General features: G+C 60.4%; 24 protein-coding genes and 1 pseudogene. 10 read left to right on the top strand and 15 right to left on the bottom strand.

The genetic code is table 11. The features are described from left to right. Window positions 1–16 precede the first annotated feature (16 nt). The 3 genes from rsmD to C4J87_RS24340 are packed head-to-tail and all read right to left on the bottom strand — an operon-like array spanning window position 17 to window position 3,460. Window positions 17–622, bottom strand: a complete 606-nt coding sequence (gene rsmD / locus C4J87_RS24350; RefSeq protein WP_124364821.1) for a 16S rRNA (guanine(966)-N(2))-methyltransferase RsmD — start codon at window positions 620–622, stop codon at window positions 17–19. Then, the gene (locus tag C4J87_RS24345) at window positions 622–2,112 is read right to left on the bottom strand and encodes a pitrilysin family protein (protein WP_124368706.1); all 1,491 of its coding nucleotides are present in this window, start codon (window positions 2,110–2,112) and stop codon (window positions 622–624) included. Before C4J87_RS24345 ends, rsmD begins: the two co-directional genes overlap by 1 nt. Beyond that, window positions 2,105–3,460 carry a pitrilysin family protein gene (locus C4J87_RS24340; RefSeq protein WP_124368705.1) on the bottom strand — a complete coding sequence of 452 codons (1,356 nt, stop codon included), beginning with the start codon at window positions 3,458–3,460 and terminating at the stop codon, window positions 2,105–2,107. Before C4J87_RS24340 ends, C4J87_RS24345 begins: the two co-directional genes overlap by 8 nt. Window positions 3,461–3,691: 231 nt before the next feature. Here C4J87_RS24340 and ftsY point away from each other — a divergent pair, with 231 nt between their 5' ends. The 4 genes from ftsY (at window position 3,692) to rpoH (ending at window position 7,752) form a co-directional block, all read left to right on the top strand. Then, on the top strand, window positions 3,692–5,080 hold the full coding sequence (gene ftsY, locus C4J87_RS24335; protein ID WP_124368704.1) for a signal recognition particle-docking protein FtsY: 1,389 nt from the start codon (window positions 3,692–3,694) through the stop codon (window positions 5,078–5,080). Further along, window positions 5,077–5,748, top strand: a complete 672-nt coding sequence (ftsE, locus tag C4J87_RS24330; protein ID WP_003213784.1) for a cell division ATP-binding protein FtsE — start codon at window positions 5,077–5,079, stop codon at window positions 5,746–5,748. Before ftsY ends, ftsE begins: the two co-directional genes overlap by 4 nt. Beyond that, entirely contained in the window at window positions 5,745–6,767 is a 1,023-nt protein-coding gene (gene ftsX, locus C4J87_RS24325) for a permease-like cell division protein FtsX (RefSeq protein ID WP_124368703.1), read from the top strand. The genes ftsE and ftsX overlap by 4 nt, the downstream gene beginning before the upstream one ends. Window positions 6,768–6,897: 130 nt before the next feature. After that, window positions 6,898–7,752: an RNA polymerase sigma factor RpoH gene (gene rpoH / locus C4J87_RS24320; RefSeq protein ID WP_003176698.1), complete on the top strand. Its 855-nt coding sequence runs from the start codon at window positions 6,898–6,900 to the stop codon at window positions 7,750–7,752. Between the two features lie 123 nt (window positions 7,753–7,875). On the opposite strand, the gene mtgA is transcribed toward rpoH, so the two are convergent. Beyond that, window positions 7,876–8,598, bottom strand: coding sequence for a monofunctional biosynthetic peptidoglycan transglycosylase (gene mtgA / locus C4J87_RS24315; protein ID WP_124368702.1), 723 nt, complete (start codon window positions 8,596–8,598; stop codon window positions 7,876–7,878). Window positions 8,599–8,672: 74 nt separating this feature from the next. Here mtgA and C4J87_RS24310 point away from each other — a divergent pair, with 74 nt between their 5' ends. The 4 genes from C4J87_RS24310 to trmB all read left to right on the top strand — a co-directional run bounded on the left by C4J87_RS24310 (window position 8,673) and on the right by trmB (window position 10,909). Next, on the top strand, window positions 8,673–9,053 hold the full coding sequence (locus C4J87_RS24310; RefSeq protein ID WP_124364815.1) for a DUF423 domain-containing protein: 381 nt from the start codon (window positions 8,673–8,675) through the stop codon (window positions 9,051–9,053). 71 nt (window positions 9,054–9,124) lie between these two features. Continuing rightward, entirely contained in the window at window positions 9,125–9,325 is a 201-nt protein-coding gene (thiS, locus tag C4J87_RS24305) for a sulfur carrier protein ThiS (RefSeq protein WP_124368701.1), read from the top strand. 54 nt (window positions 9,326–9,379) lie between these two features. Beyond that, window positions 9,380–10,174 (top strand): thiazole synthase, encoded by a 795-nt coding sequence (locus C4J87_RS24300; RefSeq protein WP_124364814.1) that lies wholly within the window; start codon window positions 9,380–9,382, stop codon window positions 10,172–10,174. 9 nt (window positions 10,175–10,183) lie between these two features. After that, window positions 10,184–10,909 carry a tRNA (guanosine(46)-N7)-methyltransferase TrmB gene (gene trmB / locus C4J87_RS24295; RefSeq protein WP_124368700.1) on the top strand — a complete coding sequence of 242 codons (726 nt, stop codon included), beginning with the start codon at window positions 10,184–10,186 and terminating at the stop codon, window positions 10,907–10,909. Between the two features lie 175 nt (window positions 10,910–11,084). On the opposite strand, the gene C4J87_RS24290 is transcribed toward trmB, so the two are convergent. The 10 genes and pseudogenes from C4J87_RS24290 to C4J87_RS24245 form a co-directional block, all read right to left on the bottom strand. Next, a complete protein-coding gene (locus C4J87_RS24290) occupies window positions 11,085–11,885 on the bottom strand; it encodes a pentapeptide repeat-containing protein (RefSeq protein WP_124368699.1) in 801 nt (266 codons plus the stop codon). Between the two features lie 97 nt (window positions 11,886–11,982). Continuing rightward, a complete protein-coding gene (locus C4J87_RS24285) occupies window positions 11,983–12,306 on the bottom strand; it encodes a DUF3392 domain-containing protein (protein WP_016972961.1) in 324 nt (107 codons plus the stop codon). Window positions 12,307–12,325: 19 nt separating this feature from the next. Then, a complete protein-coding gene (hemW, locus tag C4J87_RS24280) occupies window positions 12,326–13,528 on the bottom strand; it encodes a radical SAM family heme chaperone HemW (protein WP_124368698.1) in 1,203 nt (400 codons plus the stop codon). Continuing rightward, window positions 13,525–14,121 (bottom strand): RdgB/HAM1 family non-canonical purine NTP pyrophosphatase, encoded by a 597-nt coding sequence (gene rdgB / locus C4J87_RS24275; RefSeq protein ID WP_164487697.1) that lies wholly within the window; start codon window positions 14,119–14,121, stop codon window positions 13,525–13,527. The genes hemW and rdgB overlap by 4 nt, the downstream gene beginning before the upstream one ends. Continuing rightward, a complete protein-coding gene (locus tag C4J87_RS24270; protein ID WP_124368696.1) occupies window positions 14,118–14,552 on the bottom strand; it encodes a DUF4426 domain-containing protein in 435 nt (144 codons plus the stop codon). The genes rdgB and C4J87_RS24270 overlap by 4 nt, the downstream gene beginning before the upstream one ends. 21 nt (window positions 14,553–14,573) lie before the next feature. Next, the gene (gene metW, locus C4J87_RS24265; RefSeq protein ID WP_124364809.1) at window positions 14,574–15,194 is read right to left on the bottom strand and encodes a methionine biosynthesis protein MetW; all 621 of its coding nucleotides are present in this window, start codon (window positions 15,192–15,194) and stop codon (window positions 14,574–14,576) included. A 7-nt stretch (window positions 15,195–15,201) separates the two neighbouring features. After that, window positions 15,202–16,340, bottom strand: a pseudogene (locus tag C4J87_RS24260) (homoserine O-acetyltransferase). A gap of 309 nt (window positions 16,341–16,649) precedes the next feature. Further along, window positions 16,650–17,237 carry a YggT family protein gene (locus C4J87_RS24255; protein ID WP_124364807.1) on the bottom strand — a complete coding sequence of 196 codons (588 nt, stop codon included), beginning with the start codon at window positions 17,235–17,237 and terminating at the stop codon, window positions 16,650–16,652. Between the two features lie 25 nt (window positions 17,238–17,262). Beyond that, window positions 17,263–18,081 carry a pyrroline-5-carboxylate reductase gene (gene proC, locus C4J87_RS24250; RefSeq protein WP_124368694.1) on the bottom strand — a complete coding sequence of 273 codons (819 nt, stop codon included), beginning with the start codon at window positions 18,079–18,081 and terminating at the stop codon, window positions 17,263–17,265. A gap of 33 nt (window positions 18,082–18,114) precedes the next feature. After that, window positions 18,115–18,801 carry a YggS family pyridoxal phosphate-dependent enzyme gene (locus C4J87_RS24245; RefSeq protein WP_124368693.1) on the bottom strand — a complete coding sequence of 229 codons (687 nt, stop codon included), beginning with the start codon at window positions 18,799–18,801 and terminating at the stop codon, window positions 18,115–18,117. Between the two features lie 57 nt (window positions 18,802–18,858). Between C4J87_RS24245 and C4J87_RS24240 the strand changes: the two genes are divergently transcribed. Next, on the top strand, window positions 18,859–19,893 hold the full coding sequence (locus C4J87_RS24240) for a type IV pilus twitching motility protein PilT (RefSeq protein ID WP_124368692.1): 1,035 nt from the start codon (window positions 18,859–18,861) through the stop codon (window positions 19,891–19,893). A gap of 140 nt (window positions 19,894–20,033) precedes the next feature. Here the strand turns inward: C4J87_RS24240 and C4J87_RS24235 are convergent, their stop codons facing one another. Beyond that, entirely contained in the window at window positions 20,034–20,672 is a 639-nt protein-coding gene (locus C4J87_RS24235; RefSeq protein WP_124368691.1) for a C40 family peptidase, read from the bottom strand. A gap of 249 nt (window positions 20,673–20,921) precedes the next feature. Between C4J87_RS24235 and C4J87_RS24230 the strand changes: the two genes are divergently transcribed. Beyond that, on the top strand, window positions 20,922–21,350 hold the full coding sequence (locus C4J87_RS24230) for an NINE protein (RefSeq protein ID WP_124368690.1): 429 nt from the start codon (window positions 20,922–20,924) through the stop codon (window positions 21,348–21,350). Window positions 21,351–21,371: the final 21 nt, after the last annotated feature.

Genomic DNA, 21,371 nt, shown 5'->3' with positions numbered 1-21,371 from the left:
GCGAGCAAGCTCGCTCCTACAGGGTGCGGTGCCACAACGCGTAATAAACCCGCCCGGACTTCTGCTCACGGTGCAAGCGCCAGCTCCCCGGCAGGCCGAGCGTCGACGGCGCCGTCTCGCTTTCAGTGTAGACCCACGCATCCGGCGCCAACCATTGGCGTTCTTCCAGCAATGCACACACGGTCGGCAGCAGGTTCTGGTTGAACGGTGGGTCGAGGAACACCACGTCGTATTCGCTGGCCGCCTGGGTTTCCAGGTAGCGCAAGGCGTCGGCGGTCTGAACCTGGCCGTTGGTGCAGCGCAACGTGCCCAGGTGTTCCTTGAGGCTGGACACCGCCACATTGCTCGCATCCAGCGCCTGGGCCTGGGAGGCGCCACGGGACAGCGCCTCCAGGAACAGCGCGCCACTGCCCGCAAACGGGTCGAGCACCTTGGCGCCGCCGATGTAGGGCGCAAGCCAGTTGAACAAGGTTTCGCGCACGCGATCTGGCGTCGGGCGCAGGCCCACGACATCGGGGAAGCTCAGCTTGCGGCTGCCCCATTCACCGCCAATGATGCGCAGTTGGCCCACACCGTTATGTACGTTGTGGACAGGTTTTTTCGGGCGAGATGAACTGGCCATTAATGCTCCGGAACCCCGAGCGGCTGCTCGGCAGGTTTATCAGTGGGGGGCGGTAGTGGCTTTTGCGCAATCGTCGGGCCGGCGGTCACGATGACCATCTTGTCGGCGCTCAAGTGTTTGTTCATTGCAGCCTTGACCTGCTCCACGGTCAGGGCCTGGGATTGTTTCATGAAATCCTCCAGATAGCTCAGCGGCAGGTTATAGAAACCCATGGCGCCAAGCTGCCCGACGATATCGGCGTTGCTCGCGGTGGACAGCGGGAAGCTGCCGGCCAGTTCGCGCTTGGCATCATCCAGCTCCTTCTGGGTGGGGCCGGTCTTGAGGTAGTCGGCCACGACGTCTTCGACCAGGCGCAACGTGCCGCCGCTCATTTCGGCGCGGGTCTGCAGGTTGATCATGAACGGGCCGCGCACCTGCATCGGCGAGAAGCCGGAGTACACGCCGTAGGTGAGGCCGCGTTTTTCACGCACTTCGCTCATCAACCGCGTGCCGAAACCACCGCCGCCCAGAATCTGGTTGCCCAGGGACAGTGCAGCGTAGTCCGGATCGGCGCGATCGATGCCCAACTGGGCAAACAGCAGGTGGGTCTGCTTGGAGGGAAACTCGATGCGGCTCAGGCCGGCCTTTGGCTCGGTTGGCTGGGCAATCTTCGCCAGGGCCGGGCCCTTGGGCAACGCGGCAGAGACCTTGGCGGTCATGGCTTCGGCTTCGGCGCGGGTCAGGTCGCCCACCACCGCGATCACGGCATTGCCTGCCGCATAAGCCTTGGCGTGGAATGCCTGCAGCTGTTGCACGGTAATCGCCGGCACGCTTTCTGGCGTGCCTTCGCTTGGGTGGGCATACGGATGGTCGCCGTACAGGCGCTTGAACAACTCGATGCTCGCCAGCTTGGCGGGATTCTGTTTCTGGTATTCGAAGCCGGCCAGGATCTGATTCTTGATGCGTGCCAGTGAGTCGGCCGGGAAGGTCGGCTTGCCGATCACGTCATCGAACAGCGCGAGTGCGGCATCGCGTTTGTCGCTGTCGCTCAAGCTGCGCAGGGACACCAGGGCCATATCGCGATAGGCGCCATTGCCAAAGTCGGCCCCCAGGCCTTCAAAGCCGCTGGCGATCTGGCTGACGTCCTTGCCCGGCACGCCTTCGTTGAGCATGGCGTTGGTCATCAACGCCAGGCCCGGCACGTTGCCGTCCTGGCTGCTGCCGGCGGCGAACAGGATACGCACGTCGAACATCGGCAGTTCATGGGCCTCGACGAACAGCACCTTGGCGCCTTCGGCGGTGGTCCAGGTTTGCACGTCGAGCTTGCGGTTGGTCGGCGCCTTGCCGTCCAGTTCAGCCAGCGATTGCAGTGTGTTGGCCGTTTGGGCCTTGTCCAGGGCCTGGCTGGCGACCGACTCGCTCGGGCGCAACAGGTACACGGCACCGGCCGCGATCAAGGTGACGGCGATCAGGCCGGGCAGAATCAGGCGGTTGCTCTTGCGGTCACTCATGAGCGGTCTCCTCAGGCAAAACATGGGCGACGCTCAGACGTTCGCGGGTGAAATAGGTGCGCGCAGCCTTCTGGATATCTTCTGGGGTCACGCTTTGCAGGTCGGCAAGCTCAGTGTCCATCAGCTTCCAGGACAGGCCGACGGTCTCCAGCGAGCCGATCGCCGTGGCCTGGGCGGTGATGGAGTCGCGCTGGTAGACCACGCCCGCAATCACCTGGGCGCGGATGCGCTCCAGTTCTTCGGCGGTTGGCGGCTTGGCTTTGAGTTCTTCCAGCAGGCGCCACAGGCCGGCTTCGGCTTGGGCGACGGTTTTTTTCTTCTGCTGGTTGGGCGTGGCGGTCAGCATGAACAGGGTGTCGCCGCGAGTGAAGGCGTCATAATCGGTGGACGCGGCGGAGACCAGTTCTTCACCCCGCTCCAACTGCTCGGAGATACGCGCGCTGTAACCGCCGTCGAGCAGGGCCGAGATCAGGCGCAGGGCTTGTACCGAGCGCTTGTCCTCGGCAGTGGCCAGGCTCGGCACGTTGAAACCGAGGAATACGCTGGGCAGCTGGGTTTGCACATGCAGGGTCAGCAGGCGCTCGCCGGGCTCGGCCAACTCCATCGGGACCTTGGCTGGCGGGACGTCACGCTTGGGGATCGGGCCGAAGTAGCGCTGGGCCAGGTTTTTCACCTCGTCCGGCGTGACGTCGCCGACCACTACCAGGGTCGCGTTGTTCGGCACATACCAGGCCTGGTACCAGTGGCGCAGTTCCTCGACCTTCATGCGCTCAAGGTCAGCCATCCAGCCGATGGTGGGCGTGTGATAGCCGCTGGCCGGGAAGGCCATGGCCTTGAAGCGTTCATAGGCCTTGGACATCGGGTTGTCGTCGGTGCGCAGGCGGCGCTCTTCCTTGATGACCTCGATTTCGCGGCTGAACTCATCGGCCGGCAGGCGCAGGCTGGCCATGCGGTCGGCTTCCAGTTCGAAGGCCACGCCCAGGCGGTCACGGGCCAGCACCTGGTAATAAGCGGTGTAGTCGTCACTGGTGAAGGCGTTTTCTTCAGCGCCCAGGTCGCGCAGGATCAGCGAGGCTTCGCCGGGGCCGACCTTGGCGCTGCCCTTGAACATCATATGTTCCAGGGCATGGGACAAACCGGTCTGGCCCGGGGTTTCGTAGCTCGAGCCGACCTTGTACCAGACCTGGGAAACTACCACCGGCGCGCGATGATCTTCGCGCACGACCACCTTGAGGCCGTTGTCGAGGGTGAATTCGTGGGTGGGTTGTGGGTCGGCAGCCAAAGCTGAAAAGGGCAGACAAACTGTGCTGAGCAGCAGGCCTGCGGCGCGGCGGGCTAGAGCATTCATTCGTTTTTTAACCTGTTGGACTGCCCGCTTGGTCTTAGCGTCGGCGGGCGAGGAGGTGCTAGGATACTGATCCGACCTAGGGACGGCCACTACGGCCGTCTTGTTGAGGCCCTATTTTGGCCTTCAAAATGTTGCGCATGAACGAGCTGGCTAAAAAACAGTCTGTTACGCATCGAATTTTATTTACCGAAGCGCCTGCTGGCGCGTCGCTACCTTGAGATAGCCGTCTCCATGTTTGGTTCCAACGACGACAAGAAGACCCCAGCTGCGGCTGGCGAGAAGAAAGGCCTGTTCGGATGGCTGCGCAAAAAGCCGCAGGAAACCGTCGTCGAACAGCCACAGGTTCAACCTGAACCTATCCCTGAGCCTATAGTAGAAGCCGACCCGGTTGCCGAAACACCGGCGCCGACGGCGCCGACGGTGTTGCCGATGGCCGAGCCGGTGCTGCAGCCTGCGGTCGAGCCAGAGCCAGAGCCAGAGCCAGAGCCAGAGCCAGAGCCAGAGCACAAGCCGTGGCCGCAACTGCCTGTGGCTGAGGAGCCGGTGGCGCTGGTTGAAGATGTGCAGGTTGAGCACGTAGCGCCGCCTATTCCTACGGTGGTTGAACCCGTAGCAACAGTCGTGCAGACGCCACCCGCCGTCGAGGCCCCCGCGCCTGCCGTCATCGAAGAACCCGCCGCTGAAACCAGCAAAACCGGCTTTTTCACCCGTCTCAAGCAAGGTCTGAGCAAAACCAGCGCCAGTATCGGCGAGGGCATGGCCAGCCTGTTCCTCGGCAAGAAGACCATCGATGACGAGCTGCTGGAAGACATCGAAACCCGCCTGCTCACTGCAGACGTGGGCGTCGAAGCCACCGCCGTGATCATCCAGAGCCTGACCCAGAAGGTCGCCCGCAAGCAGCTGACTGACGCCGACGCGTTATACAAATCCTTGCAGGCCGAGCTGGCCGCCATGCTTAAACCCGTTGAAGCGCCGCTGGTGATCACCCCGAAGAAGCCGTTCGTGATCCTGGTGGTAGGCGTCAACGGCGCCGGCAAGACCACCACCATTGGCAAGTTGGCGAAAAAACTGCAGTCCGAAGGCAAGAAAGTCATGCTCGCCGCCGGCGACACCTTCCGTGCCGCTGCCGTTGAGCAACTGCAAGTGTGGGGCGAGCGCAACAAGATCCCGGTGATCGCCCAGCACACCGGTGCCGACTCCGCGTCGGTGATTTTCGATGCCGTGCAGGCAGCCAAGGCCCGGAACATCGATGTGCTGATCGCCGACACCGCCGGCCGCCTGCACACCAAAGACAATTTGATGGAAGAGCTGAAGAAAGTCCGCCGCGTGATCGGCAAGCTCGACGCCGACGCCCCGCATGAGGTACTGCTGGTGCTGGACGCCGGTACCGGGCAGAACGCCATCAGTCAGGCCAAACAATTCAACCAGACGGTGCAACTGACCGGCCTGGCATTGACTAAGCTCGACGGCACGGCCAAGGGCGGTGTGATTTTCGCCCTGGCCAAGCAGTTCGGGTTGCCGATTCGTTATATCGGCGTCGGTGAAGGCATCGACGACCTGCGCACTTTTGAAGCCGAACCCTTTGTACAGGCACTGTTTGCCGAGCGGGAGCGTTCATGATTCGATTCGAACAGGTCGGTAAACGCTACGCCAACGGGCATGTGGGCTTGCATGAGCTGAGCTTTCGAGTACGGCGGGGCGAGTTTTTGTTCGTGACCGGGCATTCCGGCGCCGGTAAGAGCACCTTATTGCGCCTGCTGCTGGCCATGGAGCGCCCGACCACCGGCAAGCTGCTGCTGGCGGGCCAGGACCTGGCCACCATCAGCAATGCGCAGATCCCGTTCCTGCGCCGTCAGATCGGCGTGGTGTTTCAAAACCACCAGTTGCTGTTTGATCGCACCGTGTTCAACAACATTGCCTTGCCCCTGCAGATTCTCGGGCTGTCCAAGGCCGAGATCGTCAAGCGCGTGGATTCAGCCCTGGAGCGCGTGGCCTTGTCGGACAAGACCGACCTCTACCCCGGCGACCTGTCCACCGGCCAGCAACAGCGCGTCGGTATCGCACGCGCCATCGTTCACCGCCCGGCCTTGCTGCTGGCGGATGAACCCACCGGTAACCTCGACCCGCGCCTGGCGGCCGAGATCATGGGGGTGTTCGAAGACATCAACCGGCTGGGCACCAGCGTGTTGATCGCCAGCCACGACCTGGCGCTGATTGCGCGCATGCGCCATCGCATGCTGACCCTGCAACGTGGTCGTCTGATCGGCGACGGGGAGGCTGGCGTATGAGTGCAACACGCAGCCCTAAAGTATCCGAACGCGTGGCGCCGAAACCGGCCGACCCGCAACCGAAAAAGAAAAAACACGACGAAGACGACGGCCCGGACTTTGGCACCCTGTTGCGTGCCTGGATCGAAAGCCATCGTGCCAGCCTGCTCGACAGCCTGCGTCGCCTTGGCAAGCAGCCGATCGGCAGCTTTTTCACCTGCCTGGTGATGGCCGTGGCCCTGAGCCTGCCAATGGGCTTGTCGTTGCTGCTCAATAATGTGGAGCGCCTGGGCGGTTCGTGGCAACGCGCGGCGCAGATTTCCCTGTACCTGAACCTCGACGCCAGCACCAAGGACGGCGAGGGCCTGCGCGACGAGATCAAGAACCTGCCAGGGGTCGCGGATGCCGAATACATCAGCCGCGATCAGGCGCTGGAAGAGTTCCAACAACAATCCGGCCTGGGCGAGGCGCTTAAAGAGCTGCCGCAGAACCCGCTGCCAGGCGTGGTGCTGGTGACGCCCAATGAAGTGGACAAGCCGGCCCTGGAAGCCCTGCGACAAAAACTCGCAGAGATGCCCAAGGTGCAACAGGCGCAACTTGATCTAGTCTGGGTAGAGCGCCTGGCCGCAATCCTCAAGCTGGGCGACCGCTTCGTGTTCGGTTTGACGGTGCTGTTGGTGTCTGCATTACTTTTGGTGATAGGTAATACCATTCGTCTTCATATTGAAAACCGTCGCACCGAGATAGAAGTGATTAAACTGGTCGGCGGCACGGACAGCTATGTGCGTCGTCCTTTTCTGTACATGGGCGCGCTTTATGGCTTTGGTGCCGGGATTTTGTCCTGGGGCGTGTTGGCTTTTGGCCTGGACTGGCTGAACGATGCAGTTATCGGGCTTGCCGGCTTGTACGGCAGCGATTTTGCCCTGGCAGGGGTGCCGGTAGCCGATGGTCTGAGCCTCTTGCTTGGCGCGGTATTGTTGGGGTATATCGGTGCGTGGATTGCGGTGGCACGGCATTTACGTGAGCTGGCACCGAAGTAGTTAATGTCAGGGTAATGTAGTTTCGTTTGTATTGACCTTGTCAGCAGTTTAGGGAACTTGTCCTACGGTTCCCCGGTCAATTTTCGCAGTGCTGAACTGCACGAGTTATGTGAGTCGGAGGTTTTTTCGTATGACCACTTCTTTGCAACCTGCTTATGCCTTGGTCCCGGGTGCGAACCTGGAAGCCTATGTGCACACGGTAAACAGCATTCCCTTGCTGACGCCCGAGCAGGAGCGTGAACTGGCCGAGAGTCTCTACTATGAGCAGGATTTGGGGGCGGCTCGGCAGATGGTGCTCGCCCACCTGCGTTTTGTCGTACATATCGCCCGTAGCTATAGCGGCTACGGCCTGGCCCAGGCTGACCTGATTCAGGAAGGCAACGTCGGCCTGATGAAGGCGGTGAAGCGCTTCAACCCGGAAATGGGTGTGCGCCTGGTGTCTTTTGCTGTGCACTGGATCAAGGCGGAAATCCACGAGTTCATCCTGCGCAACTGGCGCATCGTGAAAGTCGCGACCACCAAGGCCCAGCGCAAGCTGTTCTTCAACCTGCGCAGCCAGAAGAAACGCCTGGCATGGCTGAACAACGAGGAAGTCCACCGCGTGGCCGAAAGCCTCGGCGTGGAGCCCCGTGAAGTGCGCGAGATGGAAAGTCGCCTGACCGGCCATGATATGGCCTTCGATCCGGCTGCCGAAGCAGACGACGACAGCGCCTTCCAATCGCCGGCCAACTACCTGGAAGACCACCGGTACGACCCGGCGCGTCAACTGGAAGACGCCGACTGGAGCGACAACTCCAATCACAACCTGCACGAAGCGCTGGAAGTGCTGGACGACCGCAGCCGTGACATTCTCTACCAGCGCTGGCTGGCGGAAGAAAAAGCCACGCTGCACGACCTGGCGCAGAAGTACAACGTGTCGGCCGAGCGGATTCGTCAGCTTGAGAAAAGCGCGATGAACAAGCTGAAGCTGTCGATCGCCGCCTAATCAGCGACGCGGTCAAAATGTGGGAGGGGGCTTGCTCCCGATAGCAGAGTGTCAGTCGACATATGAGTGACTGATCCACCGCTATCGGGAGCAAGCCCCCTCCCACAGTTGTTTTGTATTGTGTCAGTTGGACCAGGGGGCTTTTCGAGAGTTATTGAGCTCGACCAGATAACCCTCGCCACCCAACTGACTCATCTGCTGCCGAATCCACGCCGCGCGCCGCGCCACATAGGCGGTCGGATGGCTGGCACTCCACACCCGTGGGTTCGGCAACACCGCCGCCAGGTAGCTGGCCTGCTGACGCGACAGCCCTTTGGCGCTCACTCCAAAATGATGCCGCGCCGCTGCTTCTGCACCGAACACACCCTCGTCCCACTCCACGCTGTTGAGGTACACCTCTAGGATGCGCTGCTTGGGCCACAGCACCTCGATCAACCCGGTAAACCAGGCTTCCAGGCCCTTGCGCAGATAACTGCGGCCGGTCCACAGGAACAGGTTCTTCGACACCTGCTGGCTCAAGGTGCTGGCGCCGCGAATTGTGCCGCCGCGCTCGTTATGCACGATCGCCGCTTGAATCGCGCCAAAGTCGAAGCCCCAGTGCTGCGGGAAACGCTGGTCTTCACCGGCCATCACCGCCACTTTGAGGTCGTCGGAAATCTCGTCCCACGCCACCCAGCTGCGCTGCAGGTCGATAGGTTCGCCGTCGATCCAGGATTCGACCTTGCGCTCCACCATCAGCGCAGTGAACGGCGGCGGTACGACGCGAAACAGCAGCACCAGCAGCACACTGCCGATGGCGAACCATTTCACGACGTTGAGAAAGCGATTGAAGAGGACACGCAGCATAGAGATGGCTTGGCCGAACCCGTTGAGCGGGCCATTATACAGACCCTGCCCGATGAGTCTGACTGGAGTTCCTCATGCTGCGTAGCTTTCTGATGCTGGCTGCCTTTTTTGGCTTTACCGGCGTCGCCCTCGGCGCGTTCGCCGCCCATGGCCTGAAAAACCGTCTGAGCGCCGACTACCTGGCGATCTTCCACACCGGCGTGACGTATCAACTGGTGCACACCCTGGCGTTGTTTGGCGTGGCGCTGCTGGCCGCGCATATTCCTGGCCGACTGGTCACCTGGGCGGGCATTTCATTTGTGGTCGGCATCGTGCTGTTCTCCGGCAGCCTGTATCTGTTGACCCTGACCGGCATCAGCAAACTCGGGATCATCACGCCGTTCGGCGGGCTGGCGTTTCTGCTCGGCTGGTTTTTCCTCGGCTTGCTCGCCTGGCGCCTGCAACTGACCGCTTGACGCTTGAAGCTGACCTTCAGCGCCCAATCGCGTTAGAATGCCGGCCCCTAAAAACGATGGCGGCCCGTGGCATGCGCATTCAGTTGAACGGCGAACCCCTTGAACTGCCCGACGGTGAAACCGTCGCGGCCCTGCTGACCCGCCTGGACCTCACCGGGCGTCGTGTCGCAGTGGAGCTCAACCTGGATATCGTCCCGCGCAGCCAGCACGAAGGCACCACGCTCAGCGAAGGTGACCAGGTCGAAGTGGTCCACGCCATCGGCGGCGGCTAGTCGCCCCGGCCGTAACGCATTCTGCAGAACCTCACCCCATTACGAGGATTTCCCATGAGCATCGTTCGTAGCGACAAGCCCTTCGTCCTGGCCGGTCGTACCTACCAGTCCCGTTTGCTGGTCGGCACCGGCAAGTACCGCGACATGGAAGAAACCCGTCTGGCCATCGAAGCCTCGGGCGCCGAAATCGTTACCTTCGCCGTACGTCGCACCAACCTAGGCCAGATCGAGGGCGAGCCGAACCTGCTCGAAGTGCTGTCGCCGGACCGCTACACCTTCCTGCCGAACACCGCCGGCTGCTTTGACGCCATCGAAGCCGTGCGCACCTGCCGCCTGGCCCGTGAGCTGCTCGATGGCCACAACCTGGTGAAGCTGGAAGTGCTGGCCGACCAGAAAACCCTGTTCCCCAACGTGATCGAAACCCTCAAGGCCGCCGAGACCCTGGTCAAGGAAGGCTTTGACGTGATGGTCTACACCAGCGATGACCCGATCATCGCCCGCCAGCTGGCGGAAATCGGCTGCATCGCGGTGATGCCACTGGCTGGCCTGATCGGCTCCGGCCTGGGGATCTGCAACCCTTACAACCTGCAGATCATCCTTGAAGAAGCCAGGATCCCGGTGCTGGTGGATGCGGGCGTGGGCACTGCCTCCGACGCTACCATCGCCATGGAGCTGGGCTGCGACGCGGTACTGATGAACTCGGCCATTGCCCATGCCCAGCAACCGATCATGATGGCCGAAGCCATGCAACACGCAATCGTCGCGGGCCGCCTGGCCTACCTCGCCGGGCGCATGCCGAAAAAACTCTATGCCAGCGCCTCTTCGCCGCTGGATGGCCTGATCAAGTAAGAGCTATTGATGACTGAATCAAACGAAACGCCGAACCCCGTGGAAGCAGGCGACGAGTCCAAGCACCGCCGCATCAAGAGCTTCGTGATGCGCGCCGGGCGCATGACCGAAGGCCAGCAAAAAGGCCTGGAGCAAGGCACGTCGCTGTTCGTGTTGCCCCTGGCCGATGCGCCGGTGGACTTCGACCAGGTGTTCGGTCGCTCGGCCCCGCGTTCCCTGGAAATCGGCTTCGGCATGGGCCATTCCCTGCTGGAAATGGCGGCCGCCGCGCCGGACCAGGATTTCATCGGTGTAGAAGTGCACCGCCCAGGTGTCGGCGCGCTGCTGAACGGCGTGCTGACCCAAGGCCTGACCAATCTGCGGGTCTACGACTGCGACGCGATTGAAGTGCTCAACCGCTGCATTGCCGACAACAGTCTCGACCGGCTGATGCTGTTCTTCCCCGACCCATGGCACAAGGCCCGTCACCACAAGCGTCGCATCGTCCAGGCTTCCTTCGCGGAACTGGTGCGCAGCAAGCTGAAAGTGGGGGGCATCCTGCACATGGCCACCGACTGGGAGCCCTATGCCGAATACATGCTGGACGTGATGAACGTCGCCCCCGGCTACCGCAACCTGGCCGAAGACGGCAAATGCGTACCGCGCCCGGCAGAGCGCCCAGTCACCAAGTTCGAACGCCGTGGCGAGAAGTTGGGGCATGGGGTGTGGGATTTGAAGTTCGAAAAACAAAAATAAATTGCAACTTTCGTCATGGCTAAGTAGTATCAGAGCCCAACGAGCTGGTTGCTGATAACGGGGTTAATTCTCCGGGGCGGTACGCAACGCTAAAGCGTTGTTACTCCGTTAACTATCGTTTTTCGATTCGGTAGGAAGAGAGGTTCGATTCCCTCCTCGTTAAAATTACTTAGCTTTAAGCACCTACCTGTATATGGTCGGTGCTTTTTGCTGTGGCCAGCATTCTTTGTGTGAGATTTTTTGCGCCTTTGAAATTGGCAGAGCGCAGATCTGCGTTTGTAAAATTCACTCCTTTGCAATCAACGCCCTTAAAAATTGCGCTTCGCAAATTTGCATTGCTAAAGTCTACACGTTCTATTTTGCATCCTGAAAAATCCACACCCGATAAGTTTGCGGCGCAGAATTTTGATCTGTTCAAAGTTACGTTTTTTAAAGTTACATGATGAAATTTGGCGTTAATAAAATTTGTGGCGTCACATTGGCAATTTGTTAGCTCTACGTTTGATAGCTTGGCGTTTGCGAAATTTATTGCGATCATGTTTGTATCTTTTAGTTTTATATTCTCTATTTGCATGTCTTGTAAATTTGCTTCAAAACACGGGAAGTCGTTTGCCTCTAATGCTATTAGTCTCTTGATTGTACTAAGCGTTCTATGTGAGCAGTCGGAACCTTTATAAAACCTTAGGTCGGCCAACGTTTCTTTATGTCTTGTGATCGCGGCGGATCGCTCGGAGTTTTCTTTGGCGATTCTTTCCCGTTGCTCTGTTCTTCGTTCGAACCAAAACAAGACGATACCAACTAGGAATAAATCTATAACTGTTCCGTGCGCACCGACCAAGATGTTCTCGAAGAAACTTCTAGTATATAGACCCCATGTCGTAGTGGGGAGTATTAAACTAGAGAGGCTGGGCCAGAGGCCAGTTGCTAAAATTATAATTGCTGAAAAAATAATTAAAACTATTATCGGTGTGCGCATTTGTGACGTCCGTGTCCATATGTTTTTTCATTAAGTTGAGCATCTGACCAAGAAGGTCTGAAACCCTGAGATTTTAGATCAAGGTATTTCGGTCAAATCAGCGGCGGTCGGCGACGACGCCAATCAACACCAGCACCACCACCAGCACCGGCGCGAGGCTGTAGTTATTGAACTGGCTCAGCCCCCGCACGATCCACGGCGTGGCGTAGATCAGCGCCGCGCCGCTGCCGATCATGCACACCAACGCCATCAGGGGGACGCGCAACGCGCCGGCGATGCTGCCCAGGCGGGCTTCGACCCAGCCCTTGATGTCAGCGCCGAACAGCACCAGCAAACAGCCGACCAGCGCCAGGGAGATTTCCGACAGGTTGCTACGGCTCCAGCGGGATACGGTGGCGAGCAGGTCGAGTACCAAATCCATTCGATTTCCTTAAGAGCGATCAGCTCAAAAACGTCTGCAACAGGTCATTGAGAAAGAGTTGCCCGCGGTCGGTCGCCGCCAGGCGTGACGGTTCGACCTGCATTAAGCCACTTTGTTCTGCCTCGCGGCGGCCTTCGGCGAGGCTCGCCAGGTCAAGGCCGGTGCGCTCGGTGTAAAGCCTGGCGTCTACGCCCTCGGTGAGGCGCAGGGCGTTCATCAGGAACTCGAACGGCAGCTCTTCATTGGTCAGTTCTTTGGCCCCCGCCTGGAAGCTTTTGGCCGGGTTGAGGTAGTCCTTCGGTGCGCGGGTTTTCCAGGTGCGCACGATGCGCCCATCCGGATGGCTGAGCTTGCCGTGGGCACCGGCGCCGATACCGATGAAGTCGCCAAAGCTCCAGTAATTGAGGTTATGCCGCGCCGGTCGACCGGGTTGGGCATAGGCCGAGACTTCATATTGTGTGTAACCGTGCTCGGCGAGCAGCGCCTGGCCGGCTTCCTGGATATCCCACAGGGTGTCGTCTTCCGGCAGCGCAGGGGGCTGGTTCCAGAACACCGTGTTGGGTTCCAGGGTCAACTGGTACCAGGACAGGTGCGTCGGCTTTAATGCTATGGCTTGGCGCAGATCGGCCAGGGCGTCGTCCAGGGACTGATCGGGCAAGCCGTGCATCAGGTCCAGGTTGAAGTTATCGAACCCGGCCTGGCGCGCCATACCCGCAGCGCGAACGGCTTCATCGCCGTTGTGGATGCGGCCCAGGGCTTCGAGCTTGGCCTGCTGGAAGCTCTGGATGCCGATGGACAGGCGATTGATCCCCAGCTTGCGGTACGCCACGAACTTCTCTTGTTCGAAGGTGCCAGGATTGGCTTCCAGGGTGATTTCGATGTCGTCGGCAAACGCGATGCGCGCTTGCACCCCTTCGAGCAGCCGCCCCAACGCGGTGGCGCTGAACAGGCTCGGGGTGCCGCCGCCAAAGAAGATCGAGCTCAGTTTGCGGCCATGAACGGCGTGCAGGTCCTGGTCCAGATCCGCCAGCAAGGCGTCCACATACGCTTCTTCCGGCAGCACGGTGCTTGCGGTATGGGAGTTGAAGTCGCAATAAGGGCATTTGCGCACGCACCACGGGATGTGGATGTACAGCGCCAGGGGCGGCAGCACAGGCAACGCCGACCGGGGTGTTTGCGCGCCGCCGTGGATCAGTGGCAGCGCCTGGGTGTGGTGGGTCATTTCAGGCTCAGGCGTTGGCGCAGCAAATCCATTGCGCGGGCGCGGTGGCTGATCTGGTTCTTGTCGGCCGGGCTCAGTTCGGCGCTGGAGACATTGCGCTCCGGCACCCAGAACAGCGGATCGTAGCCAAAGCCATGCTCACCGCTGGCTGCCTGCAGGATGCGCCCGTGCCACAAGCCTTCGCAGAGGATCGGCAAGGGGTCATCGGCGTGGCGCACCAATGCCAGCACACAGACGAACTGCGCACCGCGCATCGCGTCCGGCACATCCTTGAGCGCTTCCAGCAGCTTGGCGTTATTGGCCGCATCGCCCTTGCCGTCGGCATAACGCGCCGAATAGATGCCCGGTGCGCCACCGAGGTAGTCCACCGCCAGGCCCGAATCGTCCGCCAAGGCCGGCAGGCCCGAGAGGCTCGCGGCATTGCGCGCCTTGAGGATGGCGTTCTCGACAAATGACAGGCCGGTTTCTTCCGGCTCGACCTGGCTGAACTCACCGATCGAGCGCAGCTTCACCGCGTCACCGAGCATGGCCTGCAATTCTTTGAGTTTGCCGGCGTTATGGCTGGCGAGTACGAGTTGAGTGAGGTTCATCAGTCGGCCGGAAACAGTTCTTGGTTGAATTGGAAACCATGGGCTTTGCCGCCGGTTTCAACATTGATGGTAAACGTCTTGTATTCCCGCTGGGTCACGGAGTAAGGCGCAAGGTAGCTGACACCGCCTTTCTCTTCGATCTGCTTGAACGTCAGGATTTCGCTCTTGCCGCCCAAATCCTTGATGGTGCCGGTCACTTGGGCGGCGACGGGGGTTACGCCCTTGATCACGGTCACATTGATCAAGCCCTTGTCCTTGCTGCGCACCACGCCGACCTTCTGGGCGGTCTCCGGCGACAGGAAGCTTGAAGTGAAGGTGTTGTAGTGAACGGTGATATCGCCGAAGTCTTTCTTGCGGTTAGCGTCGATAGCGCCCGCAGCCATGGCGCTGGCGCCCAGGCAGGCGGTCAGGAGAAAAACAGCCAAACGACTCATGAGCGTCCCTCTTGATAATGATTAGACGGCAATCTTGTGGTCGGTCAGGCCAGGGCTGCTGACCCGGTAGATACCGATTTCGCCCAACAGGTTGGGCCATAGCTTACTCGCCCAGCCGTGGCGATGTTGTTGATCGACGGCAAGGCGGTTGATCACCTTGGCCTCACGCTCGCCACACAGGGCTTCGAAGTCTTCGAAGGTGCAGAAGTGGATGTTCGGCGTGTTGTACCAGGTGTACGGCAGGAAGTCCGACACCGGCATGCGGCCCTTGGTGGCCAGGTACCAGCGGCAGCGCCAGTGCCCGAAGTTGGGGAAGGTGATGATGCACTGGCGGCCGACGCGCAGCATTTCGTCGAGGATACGGTCCGGGTAGTGCACCGCTTGCAGGGCCTGGGTCATCACCACGATGTCGAAGCTGTCGCTGGCAAAGTTGCCCAGGCCCTTGTCCAGGTCCTGCTCGATCACGTTGATGCCCTTGGCCACGCACTGGGCGATGTTGTCCGGGTCGTTTTCCAGGCCGTAGCCGGTGACTTGCTTGTTGTCGCGCAGCCAGCTCAGCAGCTCGCCATCACCGCAGCCCAGGTCGAGCACGCGGCTGCCGGCGGGGATCCAGTCTTGGATGATTTCCAGGTCGGCTCTCATGGCGTTCTCACAGTGCAATACGGTTCATGTAGTTACTGAACGCCTGCAGATAACGGGGAATCGGAATCAGGAAGGCGTCGTGGCCTTGCGGTGCATCGATCTCCAGGTAGCAGACGTCTTTGCGCGCAGCCATCAGGGCGTCCACCAGCTCGCGGGAGCGCGCCGGCGAGAAGCGCCAGTCGGTGGTGAACGACATCACGCAGAACTTGGCCGTGGCCTGCTCGAAGGTTTTCGCCAGGTCGTCATTGAAGTTCGCGGCCGGGTCGAAGTAGTCCAGGGCCTTGGTCATCAGCAGGTAGGTGTTGGCGTCGAAACGCCCGGAGAACTCCTCGCCCTGATAACGCAGGTAGCTTTCCACCTGGAACTCGACGCTGTGGAAGTCGTAGTTGAGCTTCTCGCTCTTGAGGCCACGGCCGAATTTCTCGCCCATGGAATCATCGGACAGGTAGGTGATGTGCCCGACCATCCGCGCCAGCATCAGGCCACGCTTGGGGATCACCCCCGCTTCCTGGAACGAACCACCGTGGAACTCCGGGTCGGTGAGGATGGCCTGGCGCGCAACTTCGTTGAAGGCAATGTTCTGCGCCGACAACTTGGGCGCCGAGGCGATCGCGAGGCAGTGGCGCACGCGATCCGGGTAGGTGATGGTCCATTGCAGGGCTTGCATGCCGCCCAGGCTGCCACCGATCACGGCCGCCCATTGGTCGATGCCCAGCCGGTCGGCGAGGCGCGCCTGGCTGTGCACCCAGTCTTCCACGGTGAGTACCGGGAAGTCGGCGCCGAAGGGCTTGCCGGTCTCCGGGTTGAGGCTGCTGGGGCCGGTGGAACCGTTGCAGCCGCCGAGGTTGTTCAGGCTGACCACGAAGAACTTGTTGGTGTCGATGGGCTTGCCGGGGCCGATGCAGCTGTCCCACCAGCCGGGCTTGCGCTCGTCGACGCTGTGGAAGCCCGCAGCGTGATGGTGGCCGGACAAGGCGTGGCAGATCAGCACGGCGTTGCTCGCCGTGGCGTTGAGTTGGCCGTAGGTTTCGTAGATCAGGTCGTAGGCGGGCAGCGAACGGCCGCAGGCCAGGGCCAAGGGTTCGCTGAAGTGCGCCATTTGGGGCACGACCAGTCCAACGGAATCGGGGGGAAGGCAGTTGGCATCGACCCTGCTCTCGTTTAAATGAGGCGTAAGTCTAAAGACCACTGGACCCAGCGGCAAGCAAAGGCCTGCGCTGGTACACAGATACAAAATGTGGGAGGGGGCAAGCCCTAATGCCAGTCAGTTAAGGACGAACACTGTACCTGTGGCGAGGGAGCTTGCTCCCGCTGGGCCGCGAAGCGGCCCCAAAAATGGGACTGCTGCGCAGTCCAGCGGGAGCAAGCTCCCTCGCCACAGGTTACTTTTACCCTTTCTACTTCTTAACTGACTGGCATTAGGGCAAGCCCCCTCCCACATTTTCCAGCGTATTGTCAGATCAGGCCGAACAGTTCTTTAGGCATGAACGCATAAAACGCCAGCCGTGGAATCACCCAGCTCTGGATCAGCTGGATCGCGATAAACGCGAAGATCGGCGAAATATCCAGGCCGCCCAGGTTGGGGATCAGGCGACGGAACGGCGCCAGCACCGGTTCGGTGATCTGGTAGACCAGCTCGGCGCCCGGACTGCGGCTGCCGGGGGCGACCCACGAGAGGATCACGCTGATGATCATCGACCAGAAGATGATCTTCAAAAACAGCGAGAAAATACCGATCAGCGCCCATGGCAACAGCAGCACCGTGAAGGCCTGGTAGCCATTGAGCATCAGGATCACCACGAACAGCAGGATCTGCAGCAGCAGTGCCAGTACCAGCGACGACATGTCCAGCCCGAACAGGCTCGGGATCACCCGGCGCAGCGGCTTGAGCAGCGGTTGGGTGGCCTTGACCACGAACTGGCACAACGGGTTGTAGAAGTTCGCCCGCACCAGTTGCAGGATAAAGCGCATCAGCACAATCAGCAGGTACAGGCTGCCCAGGGTCTGGATGATGAAGATGGCAGCGTCATTGATTCCGAGCATGTTTGTTTACCTTGGTAAGTGACGACTATTTGCCCAGTTGCTCAGCCATTTCGGCGGAACGGTGTGCCGCAGCACCCAGTGCTTTTTCCACCAGGGCCTCAAAGCCGCCGGCCTGGAATGATTCGATGGCGGCATGGGTGGTGCCGCCCGGGGACGTGACGCGACGGCGCAGCTCGGCCGCATCCACCTCGCTGGTCACCGCCATCTTCGCGGCGCCCAGGGCGGTTTGCTCGGCCAGTTGCTCGGCAACGTCGGCAGGCAGGCCCAGTTTCACGCCGGCGGCGGTCATGGCTTCGATCAACAGGAAGAAGTACGCCGGGCCGCTGCCGGAAACGGCGGTGACTGCGTCCAGTTGCTGCTCCTGCTCCAGCCACAGGGCGATGCCCACGGCGGATAACAGTTGCTGGGCCTGGTCACGCTGTGCGGCGCTGACGTCGGCGGTGGCGTACAAGCCGCTCACGCCCTGGCGCAACAAGGACGGCGTATTCGGCATGCAACGTACGATCGGTTGGGCACCGAGCCAGGTGTTCATGCTGGCGCAGGTGATGCCGGCGGCGATGGACACCACCAGCTGATGCGCCTGCAGGCTTGGGCGCAGGCTTTCGCACACGGCCTTCATGGCCTGGGGCTTGACCGCCAGCACAATGACGTCGACGCCCTGGGTGGCTTCGGCGTTGTCGGCAAAGGTTTCAATGCCGTGTTCGGCGCTGACGCGGGCGCGGGTTTCGGCGCCGGGATCGCTGGCGCGAATCTGCGCAGCGTCCAGGCCCTTGGCCCGCAGGCCGCCGATCAGGCTGGCTGCCATGTTACCGGCGCCGATAAAGGCAATACGCATGTCTTTCATGACAGGTCCTTAGCTAGATGAACGTCAGCCATTTCACGGCTGGCCGTAGTCGCGGGCGCCAAACAGCGCGGTACCGATCCGCACCCAGGTGGCGCCTTGAGCGATGGCCGACTCGAGGTCGTGGCTCATGCCCATGGAAAGTGTGTCGAGTGGCAGGTTCAGGCTGGCTTGCAGCTCGCGCACCGTGGCGAACGCCGCATCCTGCGCCGCGCGATCGTCAGTCGGCTCGGGGATCGCCATCAGGCCCCGCAGCTTCAGGCGCGGCAGGGCGCTGATGGCGTTGGCCAGGGCCGGCAGGTCGGGGGGCGTACAGCCGGACTTGCTGGCTTCGCCACTGACGTTGACCTGGATGCAGATATTCAGCGCCGGCAGGTCGGCAGGGCGTTGTTCGGACAGGCGTTGTGCGATTTTCAGGCGGTCCACGGAATGCACCCAAGCGAAGTTCTCGGCGATCGCGCGAGTCTTGTTCGATTGAATGGGGCCGATGAAGTGCCAACTCAAGGGCAAGTCGGTTAATTCGGCCTGTTTGCCCAGGGCTTCCTGCAGATAGTTTTCACCAAAGTCATACATTCCGGCGGCAAAGGCTTCGCGCACGGCTTGCGCCGGTTTGGTCTTGCTCACGGCCAGCAGGTGGATGCTGCTTGCGTCACGCTGCACGGCGTCGGCGGCGGCGCGGATGCGCTGGCTAACCAGGCCGATGTTGTCTGCTATCGTCGACATTCAAGTTGCGCCCGTGGATATGGAGTCCGCGGCATTCTACTGGAAATGGAAAGCCCTATGGATATCACTGAATTACTGACGGCCAGCGTGCGCCGAGGCGCCTCCGACTTGCATCTGTCGGCCGGCCTGGCGCCGATGCTGCGCATCGATGGCGAGGTCTGGCCGCTGGACAGCCCGATACTGGCCGGCACGCAAGTGGCGGATTTACTGAGCCCTTTGCTCAACCAATACCAACAAAAGGATTTCGAAACATCTCTTGAAACGGATTTTGCGTTCGAGCTGCCCGGCGTGGCGCGCTTTCGCGCGAATGTGTTCCAGCAGGCGCGTGGCGTTGGCGCAGTGTTTCGCACGATCCCCACCGACATCCAGAGCCTGGAAAGCCTTGGCTTGGGCGAGGTGTTCCAGCGTATCGCGCTGTTACCCCGTGGCCTGGTGCTGGTGACCGGGCCCACCGGGTCGGGCAAGTCCACCACGTTGGCGGCGATGATCGATTACCTGAATCGGCATCGGCGCCAGCACATCCTCACGCTGGAAGACCCCATTGAATTTATCCACAGGCCGAAAATGGCGTTGATCAACCAGCGACAGGTGCATCGCGATACCCACAGCTTTTCGGTGGCCCTGCGCTCGGCGCTACGCGAAGACCCGGATGTGATCCTGGTGGGCGAGCTGCGTGACCTGGAAACCATCCGCCTGGCGCTGACGGCCGCTGAGACCGGCCATCTGGTATTTGGCACCTTGCACACCACCTCGGCGGCAAAGACGGTAGACAGGTTGGTGGACGTGTTCCCGGCCGTGGAAAAGGCCATGGTCCGCTCGATGCTGTCGGAGTCGCTGCAGGCGGTGGTTTCCCAAGTGCTGGTGAAGAAGGTCGGCGGCGGACGGGTAGCGGCTCACGAGATCATGCTGGGCACGCCGGCCATTCGTAATCTGATCCGCGAAGACAAGGTGGCGCAGATGGTCTCGGCCATCCAGACCGGTGGGGCAGTGGGGATGAAAACGCTGGATATGAGTTTGAAGGCGTTGGTCGCGCAGGGCGTGATCAGTCGGGACGACGCACGGGAACAGGCGAGGGTGCCGGCAGACATATGAGATTCAGCAAACAATGAAACCAAATGTGGGAGGGGGCTTGCTCCCGATAGCGGTTGATCAGCCAACAAATCTGTTGAATGACACTCTGCTATCGGGAGCAAGCCCCCTCCTACATTGTTTAACTGTATTTCAGCTTGGAATCAGCGCTGCACGATTCGCAGGTTGCTGTTCTGCTCTTTGGGCAGCACCCGCTTGGCGATCACGTAGTTCTTGTCCCAGAACGGCTTTTTCAGCGTGTCGATGCTCACCGACTTGCCACGACGTGGCGCGTGGATGAAGCGGTCGTTGCCCAGGTAGATGGCAACGTGGTTGACCTGGCGGCTCTTGAGCTTGAAGAACAGCAAGTCGCCCGGCTTCAGGTCTTTGCGATCGACTTTCAACCCGTGGCCGGCGGCCATGGCGTTGGACGTACGCGGCAAATCCACGGCTTTGACATCGTTGAACGCATATTTCACCAGGCCGCTGCAGTCGAACCCTTTACTTGGGCTGCTGCCGCCCCAACGATAAGGAGTACCGAGCACGTTGACGGCACGGCTGAGAACATCGCTGCTTTGCTTGGTATTCACGGCCAGCTGGGTGGAAAGCGTTTTACCGTGGGCCTTGCTCAGTTGAGTCGGGCGGCTGACAGTCGGCTTTACCGATTTGGCGGTGCTGGGCGTGCTATGAACTTTAGGGGTAAAACCGTTAACGTTTGGAAGACGTTGCTCACGATTGGTGGCGTGGGCGGCCAGTGGCATTAATAGGCAAATGGTTAGCCATGTCTTGAAAAATGGTCGCATTAGGCGTGGCTCTTATGGGTTTGCGCGCAACTTTATAACAGGTTTTGGTGTCGTTCTCAGGCCGTTTGTCGACTGAACCTTGGGGTCAAATTCAGCAAAAACGCGACGATTCGCCGCAATTGTCCGACACAAGTCAGGCGGCATAAGGCTTTGAGGGCAGGAAGATACCATTTGCCGTACGTCGGGCGCTCGTAAAAAAGTCACAAAAAAAATGAACAAATTTATCTATTGAGTGAAAAGAGGTAGTTCATGAACACCTATCAACAGGTTACTTCGCAGCAAGACACCCACAGCAAGGTGATCGGTTACCTGCTATGGATTTTCGGTTTTACCGGAGCGCATCGCTTCTATTACGGCAAGCCGGTCACCGGCACGATCTGGTTTTTTACCTTCGGCCTGCTCGGCATCGGCTGGCTGATCGACCTGTTCCTGATTCCGGCCATGGACCGTGAAGCCGACCTGCGTTTTACCGCCGGGCCCATCGAGTACAACGTGGCCTGGATTCTGTTGGCGTTCCTGGGCGTGTTCGGTGTGCACCGGATGTACCAGGGCAAATGGATCACCGGCCTGATCTACCTGCTGACCGGTGGTTTGTTCCTGGTGGGGGTGCTGTATGACTTCTGGACGTTGAACAGCCAGATTTCGATCCGCAATGCCGAGCGCAACAACGGGCGCTGATTGCTTAAGCCTAATAGAGAA

Origin of the sequence: Pseudomonas sp. R1-43-08 (genome assembly GCF_003852255.1) — a bacterium.
Lineage (GTDB): Bacteria > Pseudomonadota > Gammaproteobacteria > Pseudomonadales > Pseudomonadaceae > Aquipseudomonas.
The sequence above is the reverse complement of the archived record's forward strand: the minus strand, read 5'-3'. Positions and strand labels throughout refer to the sequence as shown.